The organism is Streptomyces sp. NPDC001796 (genome assembly GCF_042892355.1).
Taxonomy (GTDB): Bacteria; Actinomycetota; Actinomycetes; order Streptomycetales; family Streptomycetaceae; genus Streptomyces.
Genome location: NZ_JBIAUC010000014.1, coordinates 125,148 through 148,755 on the forward strand (window position 1 = coordinate 125,148; position 23,608 = coordinate 148,755).

The 23,608-nt window shown below is 66.3% G+C and carries 26 protein-coding genes; 18 read left to right on the plus strand and 8 right to left on the minus strand.

Features of this window, described 5'->3' with window-relative positions:
* Positions 1-193: 193 nt before the first annotated feature.
* From eccB to ACFYZE_RS25705, 13 genes are all read left to right on the plus strand, one after another.
* Positions 194-1,792 carry a type VII secretion protein EccB gene (eccB, locus tag ACFYZE_RS25645; protein WP_388998474.1) on the plus strand — a complete coding sequence of 533 codons (1,599 nt, stop codon included), beginning with the start codon at positions 194-196 and terminating at the stop codon, positions 1,790-1,792.
* Between the two features lie 208 nt (positions 1,793-2,000).
* Entirely contained in the window at positions 2,001-2,312 is a 312-nt protein-coding gene (locus ACFYZE_RS25650; protein ID WP_103843682.1) for a WXG100 family type VII secretion target, read from the plus strand.
* A gap of 131 nt (positions 2,313-2,443) precedes the next feature.
* On the plus strand, positions 2,444-2,731 hold the full coding sequence (locus ACFYZE_RS25655; protein ID WP_388998477.1) for a WXG100 family type VII secretion target: 288 nt from the start codon (positions 2,444-2,446) through the stop codon (positions 2,729-2,731).
* A 206-nt stretch (positions 2,732-2,937) separates the two neighbouring features.
* Positions 2,938-4,281 carry a type VII secretion-associated serine protease mycosin gene (mycP, locus tag ACFYZE_RS25660; RefSeq protein WP_388998480.1) on the plus strand — a complete coding sequence of 448 codons (1,344 nt, stop codon included), beginning with the start codon at positions 2,938-2,940 and terminating at the stop codon, positions 4,279-4,281.
* Between the two features lie 65 nt (positions 4,282-4,346).
* Positions 4,347-4,694, plus strand: coding sequence for a hypothetical protein (locus ACFYZE_RS25665; protein ID WP_388998483.1), 348 nt, complete (start codon positions 4,347-4,349; stop codon positions 4,692-4,694).
* A 31-nt stretch (positions 4,695-4,725) separates the two neighbouring features.
* Positions 4,726-6,291, plus strand: coding sequence for a hypothetical protein (locus ACFYZE_RS25670; protein WP_388998486.1), 1,566 nt, complete (start codon positions 4,726-4,728; stop codon positions 6,289-6,291).
* A 117-nt stretch (positions 6,292-6,408) separates the two neighbouring features.
* Positions 6,409-7,710: a S8 family serine peptidase gene (locus ACFYZE_RS25675; protein WP_388998641.1), complete on the plus strand. Its 1,302-nt coding sequence runs from the start codon at positions 6,409-6,411 to the stop codon at positions 7,708-7,710.
* Positions 7,711-8,360: 650 nt separating this feature from the next.
* Positions 8,361-8,987, plus strand: coding sequence for a hypothetical protein (locus ACFYZE_RS25680; RefSeq protein WP_388998489.1), 627 nt, complete (start codon positions 8,361-8,363; stop codon positions 8,985-8,987).
* A gap of 447 nt (positions 8,988-9,434) precedes the next feature.
* Positions 9,435-9,809, plus strand: coding sequence for a hypothetical protein (locus tag ACFYZE_RS25685; protein ID WP_388998492.1), 375 nt, complete (start codon positions 9,435-9,437; stop codon positions 9,807-9,809).
* 44 nt (positions 9,810-9,853) lie between these two features.
* A complete protein-coding gene (locus ACFYZE_RS25690; protein WP_388998494.1) occupies positions 9,854-11,107 on the plus strand; it encodes a hypothetical protein in 1,254 nt (417 codons plus the stop codon).
* Entirely contained in the window at positions 11,104-11,838 is a 735-nt protein-coding gene (locus tag ACFYZE_RS25695; RefSeq protein WP_388998497.1) for a hypothetical protein, read from the plus strand. The genes ACFYZE_RS25690 and ACFYZE_RS25695 overlap by 4 nt, the downstream gene beginning before the upstream one ends.
* Before the next feature lie 4 nt (positions 11,839-11,842).
* Complete coding sequence (locus ACFYZE_RS25700; protein ID WP_388998500.1) at positions 11,843-12,457, plus strand: hypothetical protein; 615 nt, start codon at positions 11,843-11,845, stop codon at positions 12,455-12,457.
* Between the two features lie 362 nt (positions 12,458-12,819).
* Positions 12,820-13,353, plus strand: a complete 534-nt coding sequence (locus ACFYZE_RS25705; RefSeq protein WP_388998503.1) for a hypothetical protein — start codon at positions 12,820-12,822, stop codon at positions 13,351-13,353.
* 6 nt (positions 13,354-13,359) lie between these two features.
* Here the strand turns inward: ACFYZE_RS25705 and ACFYZE_RS25710 are convergent, their stop codons facing one another.
* Together ACFYZE_RS25710 and ACFYZE_RS25715 are read right to left on the minus strand one after the other, a co-directional pair.
* Positions 13,360-13,995 carry a hypothetical protein gene (locus ACFYZE_RS25710; RefSeq protein WP_388998506.1) on the minus strand — a complete coding sequence of 212 codons (636 nt, stop codon included), beginning with the start codon at positions 13,993-13,995 and terminating at the stop codon, positions 13,360-13,362.
* A gap of 125 nt (positions 13,996-14,120) precedes the next feature.
* Positions 14,121-14,438: a hypothetical protein gene (locus ACFYZE_RS25715; protein ID WP_388998509.1), complete on the minus strand. Its 318-nt coding sequence runs from the start codon at positions 14,436-14,438 to the stop codon at positions 14,121-14,123.
* Positions 14,439-14,523: 85 nt separating this feature from the next.
* On the opposite strand from ACFYZE_RS25715, the gene ACFYZE_RS25720 reads away from it, so the two are divergent.
* The 3 genes from ACFYZE_RS25720 (at position 14,524) to ACFYZE_RS25730 (ending at position 16,466) form a co-directional block, all read left to right on the plus strand.
* Complete coding sequence (locus ACFYZE_RS25720) at positions 14,524-14,922, plus strand: hypothetical protein (protein WP_388998512.1); 399 nt, start codon at positions 14,524-14,526, stop codon at positions 14,920-14,922.
* A gap of 726 nt (positions 14,923-15,648) precedes the next feature.
* Positions 15,649-15,777 (plus strand): hypothetical protein, encoded by a 129-nt coding sequence (locus ACFYZE_RS25725; protein WP_388998515.1) that lies wholly within the window; start codon positions 15,649-15,651, stop codon positions 15,775-15,777.
* Positions 15,774-16,466 (plus strand): hypothetical protein, encoded by a 693-nt coding sequence (locus ACFYZE_RS25730; protein WP_388998518.1) that lies wholly within the window; start codon positions 15,774-15,776, stop codon positions 16,464-16,466. Before ACFYZE_RS25725 ends, ACFYZE_RS25730 begins: the two co-directional genes overlap by 4 nt.
* A gap of 202 nt (positions 16,467-16,668) precedes the next feature.
* On the opposite strand, the gene ACFYZE_RS25735 is transcribed toward ACFYZE_RS25730, so the two are convergent.
* The 6 genes from ACFYZE_RS25735 to ACFYZE_RS25760 form a co-directional block, all read right to left on the minus strand.
* Positions 16,669-16,926: a hypothetical protein gene (locus tag ACFYZE_RS25735; RefSeq protein ID WP_388998521.1), complete on the minus strand. Its 258-nt coding sequence runs from the start codon at positions 16,924-16,926 to the stop codon at positions 16,669-16,671.
* Positions 16,923-18,050, minus strand: coding sequence for a hypothetical protein (locus ACFYZE_RS25740; protein ID WP_388998524.1), 1,128 nt, complete (start codon positions 18,048-18,050; stop codon positions 16,923-16,925). Before ACFYZE_RS25740 ends, ACFYZE_RS25735 begins: the two co-directional genes overlap by 4 nt.
* An 18-nt stretch (positions 18,051-18,068) precedes the next feature.
* Positions 18,069-18,317 (minus strand): hypothetical protein, encoded by a 249-nt coding sequence (locus ACFYZE_RS25745; RefSeq protein ID WP_388998527.1) that lies wholly within the window; start codon positions 18,315-18,317, stop codon positions 18,069-18,071.
* 711 nt (positions 18,318-19,028) lie between these two features.
* Positions 19,029-20,306 (minus strand): hypothetical protein, encoded by a 1,278-nt coding sequence (locus ACFYZE_RS25750; RefSeq protein WP_388998530.1) that lies wholly within the window; start codon positions 20,304-20,306, stop codon positions 19,029-19,031.
* Between the two features lie 164 nt (positions 20,307-20,470).
* On the minus strand, positions 20,471-21,052 hold the full coding sequence (locus tag ACFYZE_RS25755) for a hypothetical protein (protein WP_388998533.1): 582 nt from the start codon (positions 21,050-21,052) through the stop codon (positions 20,471-20,473).
* Positions 21,053-21,081: 29 nt separating this feature from the next.
* The gene (locus tag ACFYZE_RS25760; RefSeq protein ID WP_388998536.1) at positions 21,082-21,663 is read right to left on the minus strand and encodes a hypothetical protein; all 582 of its coding nucleotides are present in this window, start codon (positions 21,661-21,663) and stop codon (positions 21,082-21,084) included.
* Between the two features lie 127 nt (positions 21,664-21,790).
* Here ACFYZE_RS25760 and ACFYZE_RS25765 point away from each other — a divergent pair, with 127 nt between their 5' ends.
* Positions 21,791-22,117: a hypothetical protein gene (locus tag ACFYZE_RS25765; RefSeq protein WP_388998539.1), complete on the plus strand. Its 327-nt coding sequence runs from the start codon at positions 21,791-21,793 to the stop codon at positions 22,115-22,117.
* A 20-nt stretch (positions 22,118-22,137) separates the two neighbouring features.
* On the plus strand, positions 22,138-23,316 hold the full coding sequence (locus ACFYZE_RS25770; RefSeq protein ID WP_388998542.1) for a PE-PGRS family protein: 1,179 nt from the start codon (positions 22,138-22,140) through the stop codon (positions 23,314-23,316).
* Positions 23,317-23,608: the final 292 nt, after the last annotated feature.

Sequence of the window (23,608 nt, forward strand, 5' to 3'; positions counted from 1 at the left end):
TGAGGCTCTGTGAAGATGCGGGGGCCACCCCGTACCTGATGGAACGTCGCCTCGCGGCACAGTGCATAGTAAGTGCCTGCTCTGCCGAGGCCGCCCTTCGAGCACATGGAGCAGCTGCATCGAGCAGAGCTCCACATCGGGCAGCACAACCGAGCAGCACATCGAGCATCACACAACGGGAGACCTGGGGACCATGGCAAAGCGTCGCGATGAGCTCGCTGCCTACACGTTCGCTCGCAAGCGCACCGTCGCGGCGTTCCTCGCGCCATCGCCGGGGGGCTCCGACGAAGGCGCGCCGCGTCCCATGCAGACGGTGATGCCCAGCCTCGCGGTGGGCGTCGTGCTGGTGGTGGGCTTCATCGCCTGGGGCGTGATCAAGCCGTCGGCACCGGCGGGCTGGGACACCCCCGGCGAGTACATCATCGTCGACAGCGACTCCACGACGCGCTACGTCGTCCTCAAGGACAAGGCGACGAACGGCAAGGAGACCCCGACACTCCACCCCGTCCTCAACTACGCCTCCGCCAAGCTCCTCCTGGACAAGGGCAAGGGCAGCGTCATCGAGGTTCCCGGCAAGGAGATCGACAAGAGCGGCATTCCGCACGGCGCGACCCTCGGCATCCCGTACGCCCCCGACCGGCTGCCCGCCGCGGCGGACGCGGAGAAGGCGAAGACCTGGGCGGTGTGCGAGCGGCCGGCCCCTGGATCGGGCGACGCCATCGACCGTGCCGTCTTCGTCCTCGACGCCGACGACGCGAAGGCGCTGGGGAACGAGGGGAAGGTCGACGCCCGCGAGGCCCTGTACGTCATCGACCCGAAGACCTCGCGCGAGTACCTGGTCGACGGCAAGGGCAACGCCTTCCTGCTGGGCGGTCCCTCCGGTCTCGACAGCACCACCATGGAGCAGCTGCGCGCCGCGGTCATCGGCACCACGGCCAAGCCTCAGCCGGTGAGCGAGCAGTGGCTGCACACCCTCAATGTGGGCGGCGTCATCACCTTCCCGGAGATTCCGTCCGCCGGACAGCCGACCTCGGTCTCGGGGCTCCCCCAGGACGCGCGGAAGGTGGGCCGGGTGCTCAAGGCGCAGGACGCGCAGGGCAGCCAGTACTACGTCGTCCTGCGGGACCGGGTCGCCGCCATCACGCCGTTCGTGGCCAACCTGCTCAAGAGTGCGCCCTCCGCCAAGCAGGCGTACGGCACGGACGCGATCACCGACATCCGCGTCGACACCCCGGACATCATCGCCGCCAACGGCGGTCAGGCGGACACCTTCTACGCGGACAAGGGCTGGCCCCAGACCGTTCCCCGGCAGGCCAACCCCGCGGCCACGGCGACCGAGGAGGCCCGCACCACCTCGTGCAGTGTCTACAACGGCACGATCGGCGAGGACAGGAAGCCGCAGCTCGCCACCTGGGCCGGGACGGCCTACCCGAAGAAGGTCGTCGCGGATTCGCTGAGCGCCTACGTCTCGTCCGGCTCCGGCCTGCTCTTCCAGGAGGTCACGGGCACGGCGCAGGGCGGCGGTGCGACGTATCTGCTGACGGACACCGGCCTGCGCTACTCGCTGCCGTCGAACAACGACAGCGCCGCGCAGGGCAGCGCCACCGGCTCGTCCTCTTCGGGAGACGCGAGTTCCTCGTCCGAGGGGGCGAGCGAGACGGACAAGGCGCGCACCCGGCTGGGCTACGAGAAGGTCTCCAACCCCGCGGTGGTGCCGCAGTCCTGGGCGACGTTCATCCCCAAGGGCCCCACCCTGGACACCGGCAGCGCGGCGCAGCCGCAGAGCCAGTGACAGGCCAACTGGCCGAAAACAAGCGGCACTTGGGGGCAGTGGATCACAGGATCATCGCTCAAGTGTGTGAACCCTGTAACTCATTGGCCTTGCTTGTGGATGTGTGACGGGCGGACGATAGAGTGCTTTCAGCGCTCATGGATGGGCCGCTTCTCCGGGTACTGGTGCAGGTTTCCCGGATCAACGACGACATGGGGGAAGGTTCAACATGGCCGGCCAGTTCCGGGTAACAGAAGACGAACTGACCAAGCTCTCGGGCGACATCAACACCGTGAACGGTCAGTTGCAGGGCGAGATCCGCCGTCTCAACGGAGTGATCGACCAGATCGCGGGCGGCTGGCAGGGCCAGGCCGCCCAGTCCTACCACCAGCTGCAGGAACGCTGGAACGCGGACGCGAAGAGGATGAGCGACATCCTCAACGACATCAAGGAAGCCGTGGACTCCACGCGGAGCAACTACTCCGCGTCGGAAGAGCAGCAGAACTCCGAGATCAGCAAGATCATGTCCGACTTCGGCTGAGCCGAACGCTCGCGACTCGACTCTTCCTGCTCTCCAGAGCTCTTCACCACTTTCCGCGGTGGTCACCGGTTGCCGCCGATTGCGACCGGTTGCCGCCGATTTCCTTCGACTCTTCCTGAAAGGGAACGACGATGTCGGGCATCCTCGTAAATTACGCCACGATCACCAACGCGTCCTCGGACGTGCGCTCCACCGCCGGCCGCATCAAGCAGCAGCTCGACGACCTCGAGGCCGCGGTCAAGCGCGTCGCCAACACCTGGGAAGGCGAGGCCCAGGAGGGCTACCAGCGCAAGCAGCGCGAGTGGGACAAGACCGCTGCGGACCTGCACGCGACGCTGCTGAAGATCTCCGCCGCCCTGCAGAACGCGGCCGAGAACTACCAGGCCACCGAGAAGAGCAACGCCTCGACCTGGGGCTGAGCCGTCGGCGGCCCGAGGGACATGACATGAGGAGAATCGGCCCAGCCGACGCCACGGCGTCCGCTGGGCCGAGCCCTTGTCCGGGGCCGCGCACGGTAAATCCCTGGAATCTTCACAAGCCTTGGCGCATCTTCACCTACACGCACATGACCCAGCTTCGAAGGAAGCAAGGAAGCCCTCAGGGCCTGAACACGGGGGACCTGAACATGCGGGGCACGACCGCCCGTTCGCGTAGCCGCACGGCTGGAACCACCGCCGTACGGCGGGCCTTCGGCGTGCTCGCCGTCACGGGAATCTGCCTCGCACCGGGTACGCCGGCAGTGGCCGCCTCGGCGCCCGCCGGCCCGGTGGTCCCCACCCACCTGACCGACTCCGACCCCGGCTCCGGCGACACGGCCACCAGCGAATGCACATTCGGCGGCCCCGTCATCAAGTCGACGCCATGGGCACTCCAGCGGATCCTCCTGGACCAGCTGCGCGCACAGGCGACGGGCCAGGGCGTCACGGTCGCGGTGATCGACACCGGCGTCGACGACTCCAACCCTCAACTGCGCGGCGCGATGGCCTCCGGTGGCGGCGACTTCGTCGGCTCCACGGACGGCACACAGGACCTCGAGGGCCACGGCACCCGGGTCGCGGGCATCATCGCCGCCCGCCCGCTGAAGGGCACCGGCTTCGTGGGCATCGCACCCGAGGCCAAGATCCTCTCCTTCCGCTACACGGGCGCGCAGGACAAGCAGGGCAACTCGCGAACCATGTCCGCGGCGATCCGCGCCGCGGTCGCCAAGGGCGCGAAGATCATCAACATCTCCTCGGACACCGCGGACAAGCAGGACAACACAGAACTGCGGAACGCCGTCGCGGCCGCCGTGAACTCCGGCGCCCTGGTCGTGGCGGCCGCCGGCAACGACGGAGCTGACGGCAAGTCAGCGGACACCTACCCCGCCTCGTACCCGGGCGTCCTGGCGGTAGCGGCCTCCGACCGCAACGACGAACGCGCCTTCTTCTCACAGGCGGGCGACTTCGTCGACGTCGCGGCACCGGGCGTCGGCATGGTCTCCACGGTCCCGAAGGGCGGCCAGTGCACCGCCGACGGCACGAGCTTCGCGGCTCCGTACGTCGCGGGCGTGGCGGCCCTGCTGAAGGAGAAGCACCCGAACTGGACGGCGGCCCAGATCGCCACCCGCATCGAGCAAACGGCCCAACGCCCGGGCCGCGGCCCCAACCGCTTCACCGGCTGGGGCGTCGTCGACCCGGTGGCCGCGCTGTCGGACGACTCGACACCGGGCACGTCCCCGACGCCGGATCCGCCGGTGAAGGCTGGGGCTGGCGAGGTTGTGCCCATGGCGGTGACCATGGGCGAGAGCGAGGCGGAACAGCAACGCCGGATCGCCGTGTACGTATTGGGCGTCGGACTGCTCTTGGTGGGCGTGGCTGCGGGGAGCGGGGTCGCTGTGCGGGATTGGCGGAGTAAGAGGGATGGACGCGACGGCAGGGGCCGCCGGGCTGGACGGCCTGGGCGCGTCGGGCGTGCTGGGCTGTCGGGCTAGGCGATGACTCGGGCGCCGGGAGGCTGGCGCCGACAACTTTCAAACAGGGGAGAGGACAACGGGGTATGAGCAACGGAATGCGGGTCGATCTGAGCGCGCTGGATGAGGTCATCCGCAAGCTCAACGGCCTTCTCTCGGACATGGACGACGCCCACAACAAGGCCAAGTACCAGACGGACATCCCGAGCACTGCGTTCGGCAGCATGAAGTTCCTGGAGTCGAACGACCTTCATGACGCCCACCAGAAGCAGAAGACCCGGATCGAAACCATGATCAAGGACCTGCACCAGCTGATCGACGACTTCAGCACGAGCACCTCCAAGGTCAGGGACAAGTACAACAACCAGGAGCACGCGAACAAGCAGGGTGTAACTGCTGCTCCAAACGGCGGGTCCACGGGTTCGGCCTACTAAGAGGCCACACTGACGAAGGGGGAGTTTGACGATGGTCTACGGCGGCGAGTACTACAACAACCCTGAGTACATCAAGGCTCAGGAGCAGGCGCGAGAGCAGCGGATCAAGGACAAGCACGACGAGAAGCTGGAATCGCTGCCCAATGGAGGCATGGGCGGCCCGGACCGCAGCCAGCTCAAGACGCCCTTCATGAAGATGGGCATCCCTGAGCTGCGCTCCATGATCCTGGACGCGGACCCCAACCGGATCTACGAGGTCAGCCAGCACTGGAAGTCGGTCCACAACATCCTGTCCGGCGGCGACGGTGATGCGAAGAGCGGTGGCGTGGACCAGGTTTCCGCGAAGGACAGCGTCGCAGGCATGATGCAGAGCGCTGTCGAGAACGTCCTGGAGCACTGGCAGGGCGAAGCGGCCGAGGCATTCCGCAAGAAGGCCAACGAGATCCTGCAGAACATCCGGAACGGGGCTGCGTGGGCCAACTACTACGGCGAAACCATGCATGCAGTCCAGAACGACCTGCGGAACTCCATGGAGAAGATGCGGGACGTCAAAGAACCATCCGGCTGGGACAGGGCCTGGGACAAACTTACGGACGACGGTCGCAGCGACAAGCAGCTTCTGGAAGACATCAACAGGGGCGTGAGCACGGACGCTGCGCGCCAGGCGAACGCCGACTCTCTGTCGAAGGGCAAGGAGGAGCAGCTTAAGGGGGTGGCGATCATGGAGCAGCTGGCGGTCAACTACAAGGCGTATGCCCAGAGGAACCCTTACGATGCCGGTAAGGAGGACCCTTTCTCCCCTCCGAACCCCAACACGCCAATGCCTCCCCCTATCACTATGCCCCCTGCTGGCGGCTCAGGCCCCCGTACTGGAGGCAGCACCGCTAAGCCGTGGAGCGCGGGGCCGACCACCAGCATCAAGCCGGCCCCCGCGGTGCCCCTGCCCCGTGACAAGGGCATCACGGGCGGGACGCAACTCCCCACGGGCGGAACGCAACTCCCGACTGCCAAGACGAACGTGGACAGCATCAACCCCGGTCTGACGGGACCCACTCCTGGCACCGGTCCTGTAGGCGTCGGCGGCGGTGGCGTTGGAATCGGCACCGGCGGGGCTCAAGGCTCAGGAATTGTGGCTCCTGCGGGAGGGCTTGGTGTCGGCGGCAGTAGTGCCGGTCGTGGCGGCATCGGAGGTATGGGTGCTCGCGGTAGCGTGACTGGTGGCGGTGCGGCAGCAGGTCGTGGCGTCGGAGGCCGAGCCGGCATGGGCGGCATGGGCGGTGGAGCTGGCGCGGCTGGCCGAGGCGGTTCTGGCATCGGCGGCCGTGGAGCACTTGCGAAGGCTCGTGGTGGTGTGGTCGGCGCCGCCAAGGGGGTCGGCAAGGGAGCCGGTGGCGGTGCAGGTCTGCACGGCAGTCGCGGCGGAACCCAGCGCGGCGGCAAGGCTGGCGCTATGGCCGGTGGTGCAGGCGGCCGTAGCGGCCGACGGTCCGAGGAAGAGAACACCCGCGGCGAGCGTCCCGACTATCTGGTCGAGGACGAAGAGACCTGGATCTCTGAAGAGGACCGCAATCGGAACGTACCGCGAACCATCGAGTAAGCCAACGAGCGGGCCGGACAGAACGCCATCCGACCACGTATGAGGGCTGGCGCAGCCATCAGCTGAGTGAGGAGCAGGGAATTGGGTTTCAAGCGAGTCTGGACCACGACAGGAGTCGTGGCGTTGACGGGAGCCTTGCTCCTCACTTCAGCCCCAATCGCCTCGGCAGACGCCGTACGCGATGCGCAATGGCCCCTGACGGTTTACGACGCCGAAAAGGTTTGGAAAACTTCACAGGGGGCGGGAGTTACCGTCGCTGTGGTCGACTCAGGGGTCGACGCCAACCAACCTGATCTCACAGGACAAGTCTTGGCCGGCAAAGACTTTACTGGTGGCGGAGATCCTCACAATGATACTGACGGTCACGGAACCGGAATGGCGAGCCTAATTGCTGGCCATGGACATGGTGCGAACGGTTCCGCTGGCGTGATGGGTTTGGCTCCGAAGGCCAAGATCTTGCCGGTAAAAGCTCCGGCGAGCGCGGGTACTGAAACCTGGGCTGCTGGCGTCCGCTACGCGGTTGACCAGGGAGCTTCGGTTATAAACCTGTCATTTGGTGACAGCAGTGCGTATCCGGGATCGGCAGGTGCCGAGGCCATCGAATATGCTCAAAAGCACGATGTCGTAGTAGTGGCAGCTACAGGCAACGACTCCGGAACCGTGAGCTATCCGGCTGCCCTTCCTGGAGTGGTTGCTGTTTCTGCTGTGGACAAGGACCTTAAGTACTGGTCCAGCTCAAACAAGGGGAACGTCACTGTCGCAGCGCCAGGCGTGCAAACAGCTCAGGCTGATCCGACTACCCGCAGCGGTTACGCGGTGGCGGATGGAACTTCTGGCTCCGCTGCCTACGTCTCAGCCATCGTCGCGCTCCTCCGGTCCAAATACCCTGACCTAACCGCTGGTCAGATCATCAACCGTCTGATCAAGTCAGCATCTTTCCTAAACAACGCGGGCAAGAAGGCTCCGGACAGTGAGCTGGGCTACGGAATCGCCCGCCCCGGTTCCGCGCTGACGATGAACATCCCCGCTGGTCCCAAGGAAGGCCCCCTCGCCCAGGCCTCGCCACCCACGTCCACGAACTCCGGCAGCGCCTCCAAAGACAAGGACGGCACGAGTCCGACCAAGGACAACGGTGCATCCTCCTCCGGCAGCATCTTCCTCATCGCTGGCATCGTAGCCGTCGTGGTCGTTATTGCGATCGCCATCGTGGTAATCCGCAGTCGCCGCAAGGGCGGTAACGGTGGCCCCGGCTCCGGCGGCGGAGTCCCCCCTCAAGGCACGGGCTACCCGCCTCAGTACCCGACGGGCCACCAGCCGTACCCCAATGCAGCCCCCAACCAGGGATACCCCGCGCCTCCAGGACAGCACCCGCAGCACCCCAACCCCTACGCCCAACAGCCGCCGCACCAAGGGCAGTAGAAGCAGCTCACCGTCCATCGGCGGTGGAGGAATTCGGGGGTTCCGGGGAACCATGCATCACGGGAAAACGACGGTTTAGGGAACCACCCCCAGAGCAAGAAGGGATCCTCCTCAATGGGTGCCATCGTCCTTCTCGTCGGCGCTATCTGCATCGGAGCCGTAATTGCCGCCGTTGCCGTCCTCTTTGCGGTATCCCGCAGCCGCTCTGGCATCGGGAACGGCGGCTCATATACTCAGAACACGGGTTATCCACCTCAGCAGGCTATGTACCCGACAGCCCAGCAGCCGTACCCGACTGCAGATCCCGGCCAGGGACACGGGTACCCCACTCCTCCTGTACAGCCACCGCAGCACCGCAACCCCTACGCCCAATAGCGCAATAGAAGGGCTTTGGAAAGTCATGCAGCAGACAGGCTGTGCGGGTGAATGCGAATCACCTATGCAGCATAGGGGGAGTGGGATCGAACGGTCCGCTGTGAACTGATCGACGAGGCTTCTCAGATCGATGGTCGGTCACAGAAGTCATCCCCCCGCCTGCAAGGGATATCCAGACCTGTGCGTCCCACCGGACCGACAAGCCGGCGCTGACGTCGGACAAGCCGTGAGCGGGCTCGGCCGGGGTGGTAACGCGTGAGGACTTTGACCATCTCATGGAAAATCAGACTGTGGCGCCCGATGTTGTCAAGGTGCTCAAACACAATCGCATGCTGCTGTACCGGCACATTGCCACGCGACTTTCACTTGCTGTAGTCCTGTTCGCCGTGCCGTTCGTGGCGCACCTGTTGGCCTGGGATGCCGTCCTGCCCGCGTTCGGTATACCTGTCGCCTTGTTGTTGCTGATCTTCTTGGTTCTCCGGCTGCGCCACGGGTCACGGCTCGAGGTGTGCGAGAAGGTGTTGCGCACCTACCCTCTGGAGTACCGCACTCGGGTGCTCAAGAAGGAATCCGAGTGGAAGCGCCTCGGCGATGTGCACACCGTGCGGCTGTCCGTGCGTGGGCAGCATGGCGCTCCTTATCTTCGTGCGATCAGCGCCTCGACGGTGCGCGGCTGGCCGAAGGAGGCCGATGATGGCGGCGCCTGGTTCGCCGGTGATATAGCCTTCGGCGGCGTCGTGATCATACCGGGGAGCAACGACATGCTCTTCGTGCAGCCCGCGGATTGGGAGAAGTACGAGCAGGAGCGCACCCAGGCCGCCCCGCAGCGGAAGGCTCTTGCCGAACAGGCTGGTATCACCACGTTGTTGGAGAAGGAGCCGAACATCTTGCTGGGTGGCTGATGGCCGTATTCGGCAGGGCGCATCGCTCGCCCTGAGGGCATGGCGTCGTTGCCTCACCCGGCGTTCCTGTACGCCCCCAGTGGCCGGTCAGCGCCTCCACGAGCAACAGTCCGCGCCCGGGGATCTCGTCCTCGTCGGGGTCCCGTACCTCTCGTCGGCCCTCGCCGACATCGCCTTTCAGCCTCGACACGTGGAGTGCCTTCCTCGACCGTCCGGGGTGATCGACCGCACGGAAACACGGGCGACACGCTTGCGATCATCCGTGGCGCTCGGCAGGCGGCGCCTGCTGACGGCAGCCGGTGCCGTCCAGCGTGGTTGGACGCCGGAGCTGCAACCGGTTGTGGCCGGGCTGGTGCCCGGGTCTCCTGAGGCCGGATCGATCGGTCGGGGGAGGTCGGTCCAAGTCAACTTGACGACTCTTGTACGGTCTGTTTGCTGCTTCATGACATGATCGACCCATTCGACTGCCCGTTGTCATTTGCTGATGCGACCGTCGACACGCAACAGGAGGCCTGCGTGGGGGACCACTTCAAGACCGACATTGATCAGCTTGCCACTTTCACCAAGGACCTCAAGGAAGCCAACGACTGCCTTGAGCAGGTGCGGACGGCTCTGCAGCACGTGCGGGCCGACCAGATCGGGACGCCGGAGCTGGACGAGGCGTGCGACACGTTCCAGGAGCGGTGGAAGTACGGCAACGAGCAGATCAAGGATCGCATCGCCAAGCTAACCGAGGGCCTCCAGAAGAATACGGACAACTACCGCGAAGTCGAGACCTCCCTGGAGGAGAGCTTCAAGCGCGCCGCTGCTGCGGGGAGGTGATTGCGATGGCACAGAATCCGTATGTGAACCTCGGGTGGAATCCCGTGCCGGGGGAGCCGGGGGAAGTCGAGAAGCTCCGCACCCAGCTCGTGAATTCGGCGAGCGCTCTGCAGACTGCCTACCAGAAGATCGACAAACTGCTCGGCGAATCCAGCTTCTGGGAGGGCGACGCCGCCCTGGGCTTCCGCGAGGCCCTCGACGGTGACCTGCCGAAGTACATGAAGGACGCCCACAGGTCCCTGACCCTCGCCGCCGGCCACCTCGGCACGTGGCACGGAGGCCTGACGAGCCGCAGGGAGTTGGCGCACAAGTATGACGCCGAGGCGGCCGACCACAAGGGTGAGCTGAAGGCCGCCAACTCCCGGCACGACGTAGCCAAGCAGGACCCCGACCTGAAGCTCGCGGGACAGACCTTTGAGGAAGGCCCTGAGCTGGAGACCGCGCAGGCCCGCCTGAACGCGGCCACGGCCCGGCTCAACGACGCCGTCACCGCGGTCAACAAGGCGCAGGGCGCCCTCGACGACGTGATGTGCAAGGCACGGGAGTTGGAGGGAACGCACGAATCCGAGGCGCGGGACCTCGCGAAGAAGTTGAACGACTCCACGAAGGACCTTGCGCCAGAAGAGCCGGGGTGGCTGAGCAAGGCGCTCGGCTGGGTCGGGGACAACCTCACCAACATTCTTGGTGTGCTTGGTGCGGTGGCGGGTCTGCTTGCACTGTTGTGCACAGGGCCGTTCGGGATTGCGATGCTGCTCGCCGCGAGTGCACTGAGCGTGGCCACCATGGCATCGAGGCTTTCCGACCCCAAGGTGCGGGCCTCGCTGAAGGACGGGTTCGTCAAGGGCGAGTTCGACGCGGACTTCTGGGAGAACTCGGTCGGACTCGCCGGCGATTTCCTCGGCGCTGTGCCGGGTATCGGGGCGGTATCACGTGGCCTCAACGGCGCTGTCCAGTCGACGCGCTTCGCGTCCGAGGCGGTGACCGCTGGGCAGTTCCTCGGTCGCTTCGCGGACGATACCGCCACCGCTGCGGGAAGGATCACGGCCTCAGGCGCGAACCCCTTCGGAGATCTGGTTGTACGGGCCGTCGGCGGCGGCCAGGGGCTCAAGACGGCTGTGGAGTTCGCCTCCCCGGTGGCCGGAGTGGGCACGGCCGGATTCGGACTGGCCGCCGATAACATCGACGCTCTGAACGACGGTAAGGGGACAGCCACCGCGATCGACACGGGGCGCGCGGGTCTGTTCGACGGCCCGGCCGCGGTCAGTCTGATCGGCAACACAGTGAGGCTGTTCGGATGAAGCAGAAGTCCATGAACCCCCCGCTGCGGCTGTTGATCGACGAATCGGCCCGGGACCCGAGTGCGAAGATCTGGTACGCGTTACCCAGGGGATACGTCGATGTCCCGCTCGACGCCCTTGATGCGGAGCCCGGATCGGAGTACGAGGCTCAGCTCGACAACGTCATGGCGCTCATCGCCGACTGCGCACCCGAGTCGGAACGCGCCCGGTACGTGGGGGCGCTGCGCGACGTGCGGTACATGGTGCGACAGATGCAGAGCGAGGGCGTCATCGGCTGCTCGCTCGGCATGCACCACGCCGACAACGGTTCGTCGGCCGTCTCTGTGGTCACTGTGGCGCTGCGTGATATCGAGTGGGCGCCGCCCAAGCTCACGGTGGTCCGAGCGGTCTCTTTACGCGAATGCTCGGAGAACGTGGCCTTGTTGGCTCTTCCGGGTGGTCGGCCCGGAACGGTGTCCGACACCCTGGTCACTATGCCCGCCATCGCTGGCAATCCTGCGCAGGAGCTCTACCAGTGCAATCTCTATATCGCGGCGCCTTCAGGCGTACAGCTCGCCGTCCTAACGCTGAGCACAACGGCCGTGGGTTCGCGCAAGCACTACCGGGAGTTGATGGAGGGGATCGCGTACACCGTTTCTTTCAGCAACCCCATGCCGGAGATCGAGCGCGCCGCGCGCGACGATGGCGCCGGTGGCGACATCAGGGACTGCATCACCGCCGATTTTGGATGACCGCATGAGCATGAGCAAGTGCGCGGCGGCCTACGAGGGCACTGTCGCCTGGGAGACTCCGGGAACCTCCAGTGCCTTGGGCCGCTGGGCTGCACTGCAGCTGGCCAAATTGGTGGGCTGGTCCGCGCTCTGGTGGGTGTTCGTCGCGGTCACGGTGGTCGTGCTTCCCGTCTGGGCGGCCGCCCTCATGGCCCTGCCACTGGCAGTGACCGGATATCTGGCGGTCATGGTGTCACGACGGCTGAAGAAGGTCTGGTTGCTGCGACGCATCCTGACCGTCTACCCGTGGCGGCAGCAGCCCGAAGCCGTGCGGCTGAAAGGCAAGTCCGCCGTCTTCGTCCTGCCGAATCCGGACCGTCCGGAGAAGATGGTGTCGCCCAAGGAACCGGGCAACCTGTTGAAGCTGTGGGACCGCGTCGCGCGCAAGGGCTTCCACGAGGAACTCTGGTACGCAGGCGATCCCCGTTTCGCCTGTGTGGTGGCTCGGCCGGGGCTGAAGTCGCTCAGTTACGTGGTCGATCCGGTCGCCTGGCACCCCCGCACCTCCCCCCGCCGCAAGGGTGTCAGCCCTGAAGCCCGCCGTCGCGCCCGGGCCATCGGCGCACGCGTCGCCGACTGAGGCACGAGTATGCGGTGGCCGGCCGGCTGGCTGGTCGGCTGGCCGGTCCGGACCGTGGCCAGGAGCCGTAGGGCTTCCCGTGATCCTGTTCCGATCGCCATGGCCGCGGAGCCACAGACCCTGGACTTCATCTCCACATGGGCAGTCACACCCGGACTGCGCACCGGGTCCGGCATCCTGGTTTACTTGCGCCTTATGAGGGAGCTGCGACACGGTCGGTGCAGTGTGAAGTCGGTGCCGAGGGACGGCATGAGGTGCGACCGTGAGCTGGTCGAGAGGTACGACATGGGAGAGGGCGCGTAGTGACGCAGCCGGAATTGACGCCGCTCGCACCGATCACGACGCTCCCCCAACCTGGCGTCATGGGCCGTGCTCTCGGGGGACTGTTCTTCGGTCTCGCGCTGGTGATCTTCGGCGTCGGCCTTTACAACGCGTCCCACGCCGCCGGCGTCGTCGGCACCCATGGCACTCTGACCGTGGAGCGCTGTTGGGTCGAACAAGGTAGCCGCAATTCCAGCGACACCACGGTATGCGGGGGGACCTTCAGGTCCGACGACGGCAAGGTCGTCGACGACCAGGCCAGCATCCGGGCGAAGGTGAAACCGGGTAGCAAGGTTTCCGTGCAGCTGGGGACTGGGGGCCGGTACGTGAAGGTCGGCTTCGGGGAGACGACCCGGTGGATCGCCATGTTCTTCCTCGGCTGGCTTGTGGCGGCGTTCGGCATGGCGTTCGCCGCCACAGGCATGTTCCCCCGCAGCGGGATGCAAGTGGCCTTGATCACCCGGGCGATATCAGGAACCAAGGTCGGCACGGTGCGAAAGTGGTTCGTTCGCGGAGGCCTCGCCGGTGCTGGTGTCTGCCTCCTCCTTACACTGCTGGCCTGGCTCCTGAGCTGAGGGCGGCTACACCGCGGGATTGTCGTAGCTCTGCCCTGGCTCGGGAAAGCTTTTCAGGGCGACGCTGAGTCTGCCGACCACCAGTCCACTGGCGGTCGTGGCCACATCCACGGCTTGCTGGGCAGCACTGTAGGCTTCGGTGATACGCCCCCACGTCTTGATCATCTCGGCGATCTCCAGAGCAGCAGCCGCATAGCCCACGACGGCACCCACCCCCGTCTCGGCCAGCAGTATGCCCGCCGCGAGCTCGACCTCCGCGATGATTGCCTCATCCGCCAGTTGTTCAAGCAGGCCCTTGATGAGGTCTGCGCCCCTGGCCACAGCCAGGCCGACTTCCTTGTACGCGCTCTGAAGCTCCTTCAGGTCCCCGTCCAAGGCGTCGATCTTCTTCGCCAGTTCATTGAAGTAGACGTAGGCGGCATCGGCCGCGTTGCCGTTCCACGTCGCGTCCAGCTCTCTGTTCCCGGACTTCAGGTTCGTTGCCACGTCCTTGGCGAGACTTCCCGTGTTCGCCCACATCTCGCCGCACTTGACGTACGACTCCCAGTCACCGGTGAACCAGGCGATGGCCTCTTCCAAGGGATTGAAGCCGAAGACCAACTCAATCGTCGAGAGCGCCCATTCGCTGGGACTCAGGATCACTCACCGTGCTGACGGTGTCGCCAACAATTCCCTTCGAGAACTCCTCGGGCTGGCTGGGTGCTTTAAGGTTGTGGACAGGTTCGACAGTGTCTGTGAAACTCATGTGAGTGAGGTCTCCAGATGCGTCAGCGCTTGCTCGGCGGGTAGGTGGCGTCGAGCTTTGACGCCTGGTCCTGATCGGTTGCGCGATAGTATTCCGCGGACTTCGACAGCTCCTTTGCGCTGGCAGTCAGGAGGCCGTGAAGTCGAGTGACCACGTCGTTGACCCCGTCCATCGCCTGCGAATGCATGCCGGTTGCCCATAGGAACAGCCCCTGCCCGGTGACTGCGTCCATATCGCCGTACTTCTTGATGTACTCCTGCGCCTGATGCACGTCTTCAGCTGCACGCTCCACCTGGCGGCTGTACCCATCAAGGTAGTCCGGCTTGACCTCGAACGTCATTCCTCACCCCGTCACCATGCTTCCGATCTACAGCCGCCAGCTACTCTAGCGCTGTCCACAAACCCCCACGTGAGGAGCAGTGCGCATGGATGAACGCGAGGTCGGAGACGAGGAATTCCTCGACATCGCCAAGGACCCGGCTCGGGCCCGGGCGTTGCGCAAGTCACTGCAGAAGCTCGCGGGGAGCGGGGACGAAACCTTGCGGGAGATGGCCCGCGAAGTGCTGGCCGGCAGGGTCGGGTTGCGCCAAGCGATGCGGACGGGAGCCTACCGTGAGGCGTTGCATGAGAGGGCCGCACTGGGAAAGCGTGCGTACGAACAGATGAGCGCTGAAGAGCGCCGTGCTGCAGAAGCCGAGGGTCAGCGGCAATTGGACGAGTACCAGAAGGAGATCGACCGGGAGCAAGCTGAGCGGCAGGGGGAGTTGGGGACGGGCAAGAAGGGGGCGGCAGCCCGACACCATAGCCGTGGCTGGCAGCTGTGAAGCGTTCTGGTGCCGGAAGAGCCGGGGGCTGAACTGAGCAAGGCGCTTGGCCGGGTCGGGGACAACCTCACCAACATTCTTGGTGTGCTGGCTGCGGTGGCAGACCTGTTGGCGCTGTTGTGCACAGGGCCGTTCGGGACTGCGCTGCTGCTTGCAGCGAGTGCGCTCAGCGTCGCCACCATGGCATCGAGGCTCTCGGAGCCCAAGGTGCGTGCCTCACTCATGGGCTGTTCCACCAAAGGCGAGTTCGACGCGGACTTCTGGGAGAACTCCGTGGGTCTCGCTGGTGACCTAGTGGTCCCGGGTGCCGGGGCCGTGGCACGTGGCCTCGACGGCTCTGTCCGGCCGAGGCGCTTCACTTCTGAGGTGGTGAGCGCTGGGCAGTTTCTCGGTCGTGCTTCCCGTGTGGGCGGAAGTTCCCATGTCGTGTGGAAGCGGTCTCCGCTCGCCTGGCGAAGACGCTGGACGAGCTGATGGAGGAGGTCCGGAAGATCAAGGAGGCCGCAAGTCCTTCCGTACGATCAAGGACGGGCTGAAGGCGGCCAAGGCCGTGCGGAAGATCGGCGGCGTGGGCAACAGGGCCAGGAGCCTCAGGGACCTGGTCCGCTCCCCGTCGATGGAGAACCTCGGAGAGTTCGCGGCCGCCAGGGCACCAAGGCCGTGTATGGCGCCGCGAAAGGCACCATCGCAGGTGGCATCGGATCAGTCCTGGGTGCCGACGGCCCGATGAGCGCCGTCACGGACGGGCTGAGCAAAGACCCCGCCATCGACGCCGTGACCGGCCAGCTCGACGGCCGCTGGAATGAGGCCCCGTACCGTGTGCCGAAGACACGGATCGAGGAGGACTTCGGATGAGCGCCGGCCAGTACGGCCCGCCACAGCCTATTTTCGAGCCGCGCCTGTTCGGCGGCGGTTCCCATGTGCCTTTGATGGCACCGTCGTTGCAGCCACACGAGCGACTGTTCGGCATCGTCGAGGTGAAGCTGAGCGATCTGATCCGCCGTCCCCTGCCCCGCGAGCTGCGGAATGGCAAGCAGTGGACGGGCACGCGGGGCGCGGTGGAGGGCGCCTTCGAAGGTGCCCTCTCGGCCGCGGATGCTGTCGAGAACTTCGACTTCGGCATCATCCGCAGGCTCCGACGCGTCGTGCGCGGGGCCGGTCTTACGGGCGGATGGCAGAGCATGGCCGGCCAGTTCGCGATCGCTGTGCGCACCGGACCCGACACCTCGCGCACCGACTACGACAATGAACGGGCGCTGATGGTCTTCACCGACCGCAGGATCCTGCTGATGTGCACGGTCTCCACCAAGAAGGTGCCCCTGTTCGGCAAGGTACCGCCCGGAACGCCGCTCAGGGAGGCCCGGCGTCTGGGCGAGATCCTGCCGGGACAGCTGCGAAGCGTTGCCATCCGGCACACATCGCTTTCGGAACGCGTGGACCTGCACTTCGCCGACGGCTCCATGGCTGCGGTCGAGGCGACCAAGGAGCAGGCCCGGGCTCTGGAAGCGCTGAGTCAGGGCATCGTCCCACCCCCGCGACGCTGACCCGACGCATCGGGCGTCCCAGTCGGAACGGGGTGTTTCCTGGTGCAGGCCCTGCCCGGTGGCCAGTGCCTTGCGAGGGCGAGAATGGCACGCACCGACGGCCGACGCCATACGGCTGTCCCTGCGGATGAGGTGCGGTCAGGCCTGTCGGCGAGGAACTGATGTCATGAGACGGCAGACCTGGCCCACCCGCCCGGCTGATTCACCGATCGCAGGTCCCCGACTGGCTGGCGCACTGCCAGCCCGAGAAGCCGTCCTGGGGGTGGTCGATGTCGTGATCGAGCTTGATGAACCCGTAGACCACGACGACGGTGAACGCGACGGCGGCCAGCGCCGCCAGCCACAGGACGACCCGTAGCACCGACCTCAAGGCTCCGCGGCGGCCGGGGTCCGGCTCGGCCGCCCGGTCGGGGTCCCGGTCCCGGCGAGCGGCGTTGCTGGTGGTGTGCCGGCCGGTCATGCGCAGGACGTCATCTCGTCGGAGGTGCCGACGACATCGAAGTCCCGGCCCATGCCGACGGTGTTGAGGTGGGCGATGTCGGCCTGCTCGAGGTTCATGCTGGCCGGCCCCCAGCCCCCGGTCGCGTTGGCGCGGTGCTCGCTGGGAATGCCCCAGTCGTAACGCTTCTTGACTTCGACCCGGTACGTGACCTCCCCGTCGTGGACGTAGCCGGTCAGCCGGTACTGGAAGTGGTTGAGCGCGTAGTACCACTCCGTGCTGCTGTCCCCGTCCGCGGGGTTGGGAGCGGTGGACTTCCACTCGGTGGTGAACGGGCCGTCCGGGCGGCCGTGGACATCCTTGCGCAACGTGTCGTCGACGTCCGACTGGAAGGCCGGGATCTGATCCATCATGGTCTGCGGTTCCACCTCGACCGTCTTGCCGCTGCAGTCGAGGTAGTGCTGGATCAGTCCGGCCGCCGTGGGCCAGCCCTTGACCGTGGCGAAGTACGCGCCGACGTTGTTCAGCTGGTTGCGGACCTTGTGGTCCTTGGCGTCCGGTTCCTCGATGTCGAACTTCCGGTTCTCGCTCTCGAAGTTGTGTGCCGTGCCGAAGACCACCTTCAGGCTCTTGGCCAGCCACTCGTCCTCCTCGCTCGCCTGGCCGAGGACCTGGTTCAGCCGCTCCTGGAGGCGGTCAGCGGTGTTCTGGTGCTTCTCGTAGTTCTCGTGCACCTCGGGATCGGCCGGGTCGTCGATGACGCAGAACTCGATCCGACCGTCCGCACTGACCGTCATGCCCTGCTCCAGCGCCTCCTGCTGGATCTCCCGGGCCTGGCGCTGGAGTGCCTGCAAACCCTTGCTCCCGCCGGTGCCCTTGACTCCGTCGACCTCCGTGTCGATGAAGTCGCGCAGCCCCCTGACTTCCTTGTCCAGGGCGTCGATGTCCATCTGCACGCGGTCGCAGAACACCTGCGCCCGCTGACCGGCCTCGCCCTGCCAGTGGTCCTGGTGCAGCTTCTGGACCACGCCGTCGTGGAACTCTGTACGGGCTTCCTCGATCTTGCGGTGGATGGCGTTCCACCTGTCGGCGAACGTCTCCAGCGCGTTCGCGTCCAGTTCCATGAGTTGGTGGAAGGTGACCACGGTGCTGCTGCCTCCGGCTCAGCCGAACGGGTGGGGGGCGTGCGGATCGGCGAACTGCGAGGCCGTCGCGAACTCGTTCCGGTCGTAGGCGTCCGCGCTGTCGCGGAAGTTCTCGGCGGCCTCGTCCAAGCGGTCCGTGACGACCTTGAGCAGGCCCTCCCAGCGGCGCTGCATGTCGTCGACGCTGCCGACGAAGGACCATCCGGGTGCCGCCTTGGCCAGGTCGCCGTCGGCGTCCTCGGCGGCGCCCCGCGTCTTGCGGAGCATCTCGGAGGTGCTCTCGCACACGCCGGCCCTGGCCCTGAGGAAGGACGAGCTGACGCCGACGTCCGGATCGCCGCCCCAGACCGGTGGCGAGGCCGGCGGAGGCGTGGGCGGAGGGCCCGGCGAGGGCGACGGCTCAGGCTGCGGCGCAGCGGTCGTGGCTGGTGCCGATGGCTCGGCATAGGCCAGCCTCGGATCGACCGGTTGGTTCATCGTCGCCTTTCCAGGAGCCGGTTGGCCGGCCCTCACCCCGTGCGGAAGGAACGTTCTTGCTCAGCCTAGGCCAGCAGTCACTTGGCATGCCAGCGACATCTTCTTGACCCGCACGCGGCTGGGTCACGTATCCGCGCCGGAGCTGCACATCGCTCGGCGCGGGACGCGGTCAGGGGACGGCCTTCCTCGCGCGGCGGCAAGCGGAACGGGACCGCGACGCGGTGGCTGCCGTGGAATCGGGCCGCCAACCGTGCGCCGGCAACTTGTCGGTGCGGGCCGGCACTGCCGCCTGCCGCCCGCCGCCTGCCGCTTGCCGCCCGCCGCTTGCCGCCCGCCGCCTGCAAGCGGCAAGCGGGAAGAGGCCGATCGAGCATCTGATCACAGGGTCCGCTCAGCAGCGCCCGTCTGCTTACGGACGGATGGGGACAGCGATTGCTTCGGGCCGTCCCCCCACTGCTTTCGGCCGTACCCCCACTGCTTCGGGCCGTCCCCCCAACGCGGCTACGAACCGTCTGCGTGGACCGCGTAGACGTACCGCTTTCCGACGTACTCGCTGAGGTTCCAGATGACGGACTCGCTGTAGGCCCAGCCGGACGCGCCACTGCTGTGGTAGCTGAGGTCCTCGCAGCCGATGGCCAGGTCGCAGACGGTGGTCGCGGTCGAGTCGCCGGAGCTGAAGGTGCGCAGTGAACCCTTCGTGGACGGGCCGGCGCTCGTCGCCAGGTAGTGCTTGCTGTTGCGCGACACCACTCCCTGAATCTTCTGCTGGGCGACGGTGACGGCTTCGGACGCGGTGAGAGAGGCGACCTGCCGGTTGGTGTAGTCGAGGTTCCAGCGGACCACCTTGGGGGTGGTCGTACCGGGGCCCGTGCCGTTGAAGGTGCCGTCTGTGTAGTCGACGGTCCCGGACAGGGAGTACTCGCTCACCACCAGGCTGTCGGGGCTGCTGGCCCGGTCGAGCCCGATCGTGGTGTAGCGCAGGTACGTCCCCGCGTTGTCGTAGGCGTGGCTCTGGGGCAGGACGTACTGGTACCCGTAGCCGTAGTAGGACCCGTCGGTGTGCAGGCCGCACACATCCGTCTGAGTGGTGGCCACCTTGAAGAGGGTGTTCAGGTCGAACACCCTCAACCCCTTGTAGGTGTCGACGACATAGAGCAGGTTGCCGTACCACATGATGCCGCCGGCGTGCTTGCGGATGGGGTTGAAGGAGTACTCCCCGGTGCCGGTCCTGACCGGCTCGACCAGGAGGACGTGCCGGTACGTCGGTGTGCCGGCGGTGGTGCAGTCGACGAACGTCAGCCTCAGGCCCTTGTCGAGCGCGTACTCGTCGACGCCGTCGTCGTCGGGGTCTGTCTCGAAGTACCAGGAGACGAGGACGACCCTGTTGCTGCCGCCTGCCGGGTAGACCCCGTTGCCGTAGGCGTCGGCGCTGGTCGTGACGCCTTGCGGGATCCAGTAGTCCACCGCCTGGTCGGGGCTGTCCCAGGCGAATCCGGTCGCGAACGCCTCTACGGTGCCGGGGGCGCTCGTGAGGTGGATGGCGTTGCGGTTGGTGTCCGCGATGACGGTCGTCGCGTCCACCTTGGTCAGCTTGGTCGCCAGGCCGGCGGCCAGATCGGCGAACTCGCCGTGACCGTTGGAGGATCGGCTGCTGAGGCTGAACTGCCCCGCGTCGATGGTGGCCGCTTCGGCGACGGTGGGGGCCGTCAGGCTGCCGGCGGCTGCGACGAACGGGGCGGCGGTCAGCCCCTTGAGGATCGTTCTCCGCGTCATGGTCATGTGGCGGAAAGCTATGCACACGTGATCACGCAGCACAACCCGGCTTGCTTCAGTGGCGAACACATTCGGCACGGTCGGCGGAGCAGAAGGGGCCGTCCCCGCACACGCGGGGGCGCCGCCTCAGAAGGTCGGGCGGATGACGGATGCGCGCCGGAGGGCCTCCGTCACGTGAAGAACACCACCAGCAGACTGATGGCGAACCCGGCAACGCCCACCGCGACCAGTACGACGGTGGTGCGCAGGAGGGCCTGGCTCGCCGGCTGGTTGGAGGAGAAGCCGGTGGAGGCGCCGAGGAGGCCGACGGCGAGGGGGATCAGGGCGCCGAACCACCAGGCGCAGCCGACGGCGATGGCGCCGACCCAACCGTGGTCCAGTTTGTAGGAGGTGTCGCCGGTCTTGCGGGCCTGGAGGACGTGGCCGCGCCGGTACAGGGCGTCGCTCTTGAGCTCGGCGTTGAGGTCCTTGACGCTGCCGTCGTCGGCGGTGAAGGTGCCGTAGCACCACCTGGTCCTGGTCTTCTTCCGCGAACTGCTCGACGTTCCCCGGTACTTGTAGTCGACGGTGCAGTTCTCGACGGTGAGCTTGCCCGGTGTGGACGTGGCGTAGGTGTAGGGGCCGAGGAAGGCGCCGAGGGCCAGGAGGACGAGGCCCACGAGGAGCAGGCCCGCGCCGATGAGACGGCCGAGGGGCGTTCGGTCCCCGGATACGGCGGCATTCGTCGCGGCGTTCCCGTGCACTTGGGTCATGAGGGTTCCTCAGGATGGGGATGCGGGCGTCACAGAGCGAGTGAGCATACGAGCGCTGCCAGGGCGCCCAGGGCGAAGATGCCGCCCAGGACGGGGCCGGTTACGGCAGAGGCCGGCAGGCGTTGCCAGGACGCCGTGAAGCCGGGACCGTTGCGTGTACCGAAACCGGTGAGGAGGCAGTAGCTGCCGAATGCCAGCAAGGAGAGGCAGAACGCGAGAATCGCGGCGTCTTTTCCGGGGTCCCGGTCCTGCGGCTGCTCGAAGGTGTCGTCCACTTGCACAACGGGGATTTTCGTCCCGGTCTCGAAACGCGACGAAGTCTGCACTGCCACGTCCTGGTGCGTCGCCCCACCGTGTGCTGCCGCCCAGGTTCCGGTGCAGCTGAATTTCAGCTCCGTAGTACGCCTGTGGGTGCCGTAGTGGTACTTCGTGTGCGCTTCGCATGAAGAAACGGTGAGGGTTCCGTCGGTGCCCTCGCCGGCGAGTTCGCTGCGCAGTTCCGGAATGGTCAGAGCGGCGACGACCGCGGCGACGACCAGCAGTCCCAGCCCGAGGAGTCTTCCCGCCCACAGGCTCCCGGTACTGCCGTAACGCGGCTGTGCTGTCAGCACTGTTGGTCCCCCCGGGCGACTTGACGATCTCTTGACTGACGGGCTGGCTGGGTCGTGCGCGAGGAGTCTAAGGTATCGGCCTGTCGTGCAATACGAACTGCAGCAACGGGGAGTCCGGGGGAGAGCGATGGAGTTCGACACCTTTGACGTTGACACGGCCGTGCTCCGAAAGCAGGGGCAGAACTTCGTCGACCTCGGAGGTTATTTCTCGAAAGCCTCCAAAGGGCTTCAGGACACCCTCGAAGGGTTGGGGGAGCCATGGGAGGACGCGGACTTCGGGGAGCTCTTCGGCCAGATCTACACTCCGATTCGCGACGGAATCCTCACATCGATGGACAGCCTTGCGAAACGGCTCCAGCAGATCGGTCACAATCTGCAGGACATGGCACGTGACTACGACGGATCGGACACGTCGAACAGCGACCTGCTGAACGGGATTTCCGGCCACTTCTAATCAAATACGGGGCTATTGGCATGTCGCTCACACTGCCCGGCGAGCTTGTCTGGGTGCTCGACCTCCTCGGCTACAGCTGGCCCGAGGCCGACGAAGAAGCACTGCACGAGGTCGCCGAGGCCTGGCGGAGTTTCGGCGAGGCGCTCGAAGACATCGAGACGCGGGGCGAAAGCTTCGCCCGCACCGTCGTCGGCGCCAACGTCGGCACGGCCGTCGACGGCTTCAGCAAGTCCTGGGGCGCCTACACTGGGGCGAACGGCGAGGACAGATACATACCCGACGCGAAGACCGCGTGCGAAGTGATCGCCCTCGCCTTCGACGCGGCCGCGGTGGCGGTCCTCACGGCAAAGTTGTCCGTGATCGCGCAGCTCGTCGCCCTCGCCTTGGAGATCATCGCGGCGCAGGCGTCGGCACCCTTCACCTTCGGACTGTCCGAGATCGGCGGGCTGGGCGCGACGCAGGCCACGCGCGTGATCGTCCGGGAGCTGCTGGACAAGCTCAAGAGGGAGGTCATGGAGGCGATCACCAAGGCCATGGAACACGCCTCCATGGACGCTCTCAAGAAGATCGCCAAGGAGCAGCTCGAGAAGATCACCAAGGACAAGGTCGAGCAGTTCGCCAAGGACCGGATCAAGCAGCAGGCCAAGCAGTTCGTCCAGGAGAAGGTGGTCGACGCCGCCAAGGACAAGGCCAAAGAGGCCGCCATCGGAATGGCGCAGGACATCGGCCGGCAGAGCATCGAGACCTACTTCGACGCGCGGTCCGGCATCGACCTCGGGGAGACGGCGGGCGTCGCCAGGACGGCGGCCGGCGAGTACGTGGACGGCCTCAAGAACGAGGTCACCGGGGGAGAGGGGTCGACCTTCGCCGACTACACCGATGTGTCCGGGCACGTCGACAACGCCGTGGACAGCGCGACGGAGAAGGTCAGCGGTGCGGTCGGGGACCGGGTGCAGCGGGGTGTCGACGCGCTCGCTGGGCACAGTGCCCATACGACGCAGGCGTCCGGCGGCGCTGAGGCCACCGCCTCCACGGAGGGTTCCGGCTCCACGGAGGGTTCCGCCGCCACGGATGGTTCCGGCTCCTCGGGCACCATGCAGGCGTCCCGCAGAGCCGTAGCCACCGCCTCCGTGGCGCGCTCCAGCTCCTCGAGCACCTCGGGGAGCACGCACGACTGGGCGCGAAGCGAGTTCGGATGACGCCGCCGCTGCCTTTCACCGACCTCACCGACCCGTTGACCTCACAGACCTCGGCGGACGCTTGACCTCACAGTCTCATCGACCTCGCTCACCTCACTGACCTCGTTTGACTCACTGACCTCACGGCCGGACAGGAAGGACGTTCCCGACCATCCGCGCAACACAGAGGCCGTCCACCAGCGGCTCCACGTGATGCGCCGGGCGGCCGACGACCAGACGTACGCGGAACCCCGGTAGCCCAAGGCCGCGTTCGGCGAGTGGGACGCGCGGCAGCAGGCGGAGCCGGACCGCG

Bases quoted from the DNA above. Each gene is read 5' to 3' on its own strand.
- ACFYZE_RS25655 (WP_388998477.1), top strand. From the start codon at position 2,444: ATGTCGGGCATCCTCGTAAATTACGCCACGATCACCAACGCGTCCTCG.
- ACFYZE_RS25755 (WP_388998533.1), bottom strand. From the start codon at position 21,052: ATGACCCAAGTGCACGGGAACGCCGCGACGAATGCCGCCGTATCCGGG.
- ACFYZE_RS25750 (WP_388998530.1), bottom strand. From the start codon at position 20,306: ATGACCATGACGCGGAGAACGATCCTCAAGGGGCTGACCGCCGCCCCG.
- ACFYZE_RS25770 (WP_388998542.1), top strand. From the start codon at position 22,138: ATGTCGCTCACACTGCCCGGCGAGCTTGTCTGGGTGCTCGACCTCCTC.
- ACFYZE_RS25680 (WP_388998489.1), top strand. From the start codon at position 8,361: ATGGAAAATCAGACTGTGGCGCCCGATGTTGTCAAGGTGCTCAAACAC.
- ACFYZE_RS25685 (WP_388998492.1), top strand. From the start codon at position 9,435: ATGATCGACCCATTCGACTGCCCGTTGTCATTTGCTGATGCGACCGTC.
- ACFYZE_RS25745 (WP_388998527.1), bottom strand. From the start codon at position 18,317: ATGCTCCGCAAGACGCGGGGCGCCGCCGAGGACGCCGACGGCGACCTG.
- ACFYZE_RS25725 (WP_388998515.1), top strand. From the start codon at position 15,649: ATGAGCGCCGTCACGGACGGGCTGAGCAAAGACCCCGCCATCGACGCC.
- ACFYZE_RS25695 (WP_388998497.1), top strand. From the start codon at position 11,104: ATGAAGCAGAAGTCCATGAACCCCCCGCTGCGGCTGTTGATCGACGAA.
- mycP (WP_388998480.1), top strand. From the start codon at position 2,938: ATGCGGGGCACGACCGCCCGTTCGCGTAGCCGCACGGCTGGAACCACC.
- ACFYZE_RS25705 (WP_388998503.1), top strand. From the start codon at position 12,820: ATGGGCCGTGCTCTCGGGGGACTGTTCTTCGGTCTCGCGCTGGTGATC.
- ACFYZE_RS25665 (WP_388998483.1), top strand. From the start codon at position 4,347: ATGAGCAACGGAATGCGGGTCGATCTGAGCGCGCTGGATGAGGTCATC.
- ACFYZE_RS25735 (WP_388998521.1), bottom strand. From the start codon at position 16,926: ATGACCGGCCGGCACACCACCAGCAACGCCGCTCGCCGGGACCGGGAC.
- ACFYZE_RS25720 (WP_388998512.1), top strand. From the start codon at position 14,524: ATGGATGAACGCGAGGTCGGAGACGAGGAATTCCTCGACATCGCCAAG.
- ACFYZE_RS25700 (WP_388998500.1), top strand. From the start codon at position 11,843: ATGAGCATGAGCAAGTGCGCGGCGGCCTACGAGGGCACTGTCGCCTGG.
- ACFYZE_RS25730 (WP_388998518.1), top strand. From the start codon at position 15,774: ATGAGCGCCGGCCAGTACGGCCCGCCACAGCCTATTTTCGAGCCGCGC.
- eccB (WP_388998474.1), top strand. From the start codon at position 194: ATGGCAAAGCGTCGCGATGAGCTCGCTGCCTACACGTTCGCTCGCAAG.
- ACFYZE_RS25715 (WP_388998509.1), bottom strand. From the start codon at position 14,438: ATGACGTTCGAGGTCAAGCCGGACTACCTTGATGGGTACAGCCGCCAG.
- ACFYZE_RS25765 (WP_388998539.1), top strand. From the start codon at position 21,791: ATGGAGTTCGACACCTTTGACGTTGACACGGCCGTGCTCCGAAAGCAG.
- ACFYZE_RS25670 (WP_388998486.1), top strand. From the start codon at position 4,726: ATGGTCTACGGCGGCGAGTACTACAACAACCCTGAGTACATCAAGGCT.
- ACFYZE_RS25650 (WP_103843682.1), top strand. From the start codon at position 2,001: ATGGCCGGCCAGTTCCGGGTAACAGAAGACGAACTGACCAAGCTCTCG.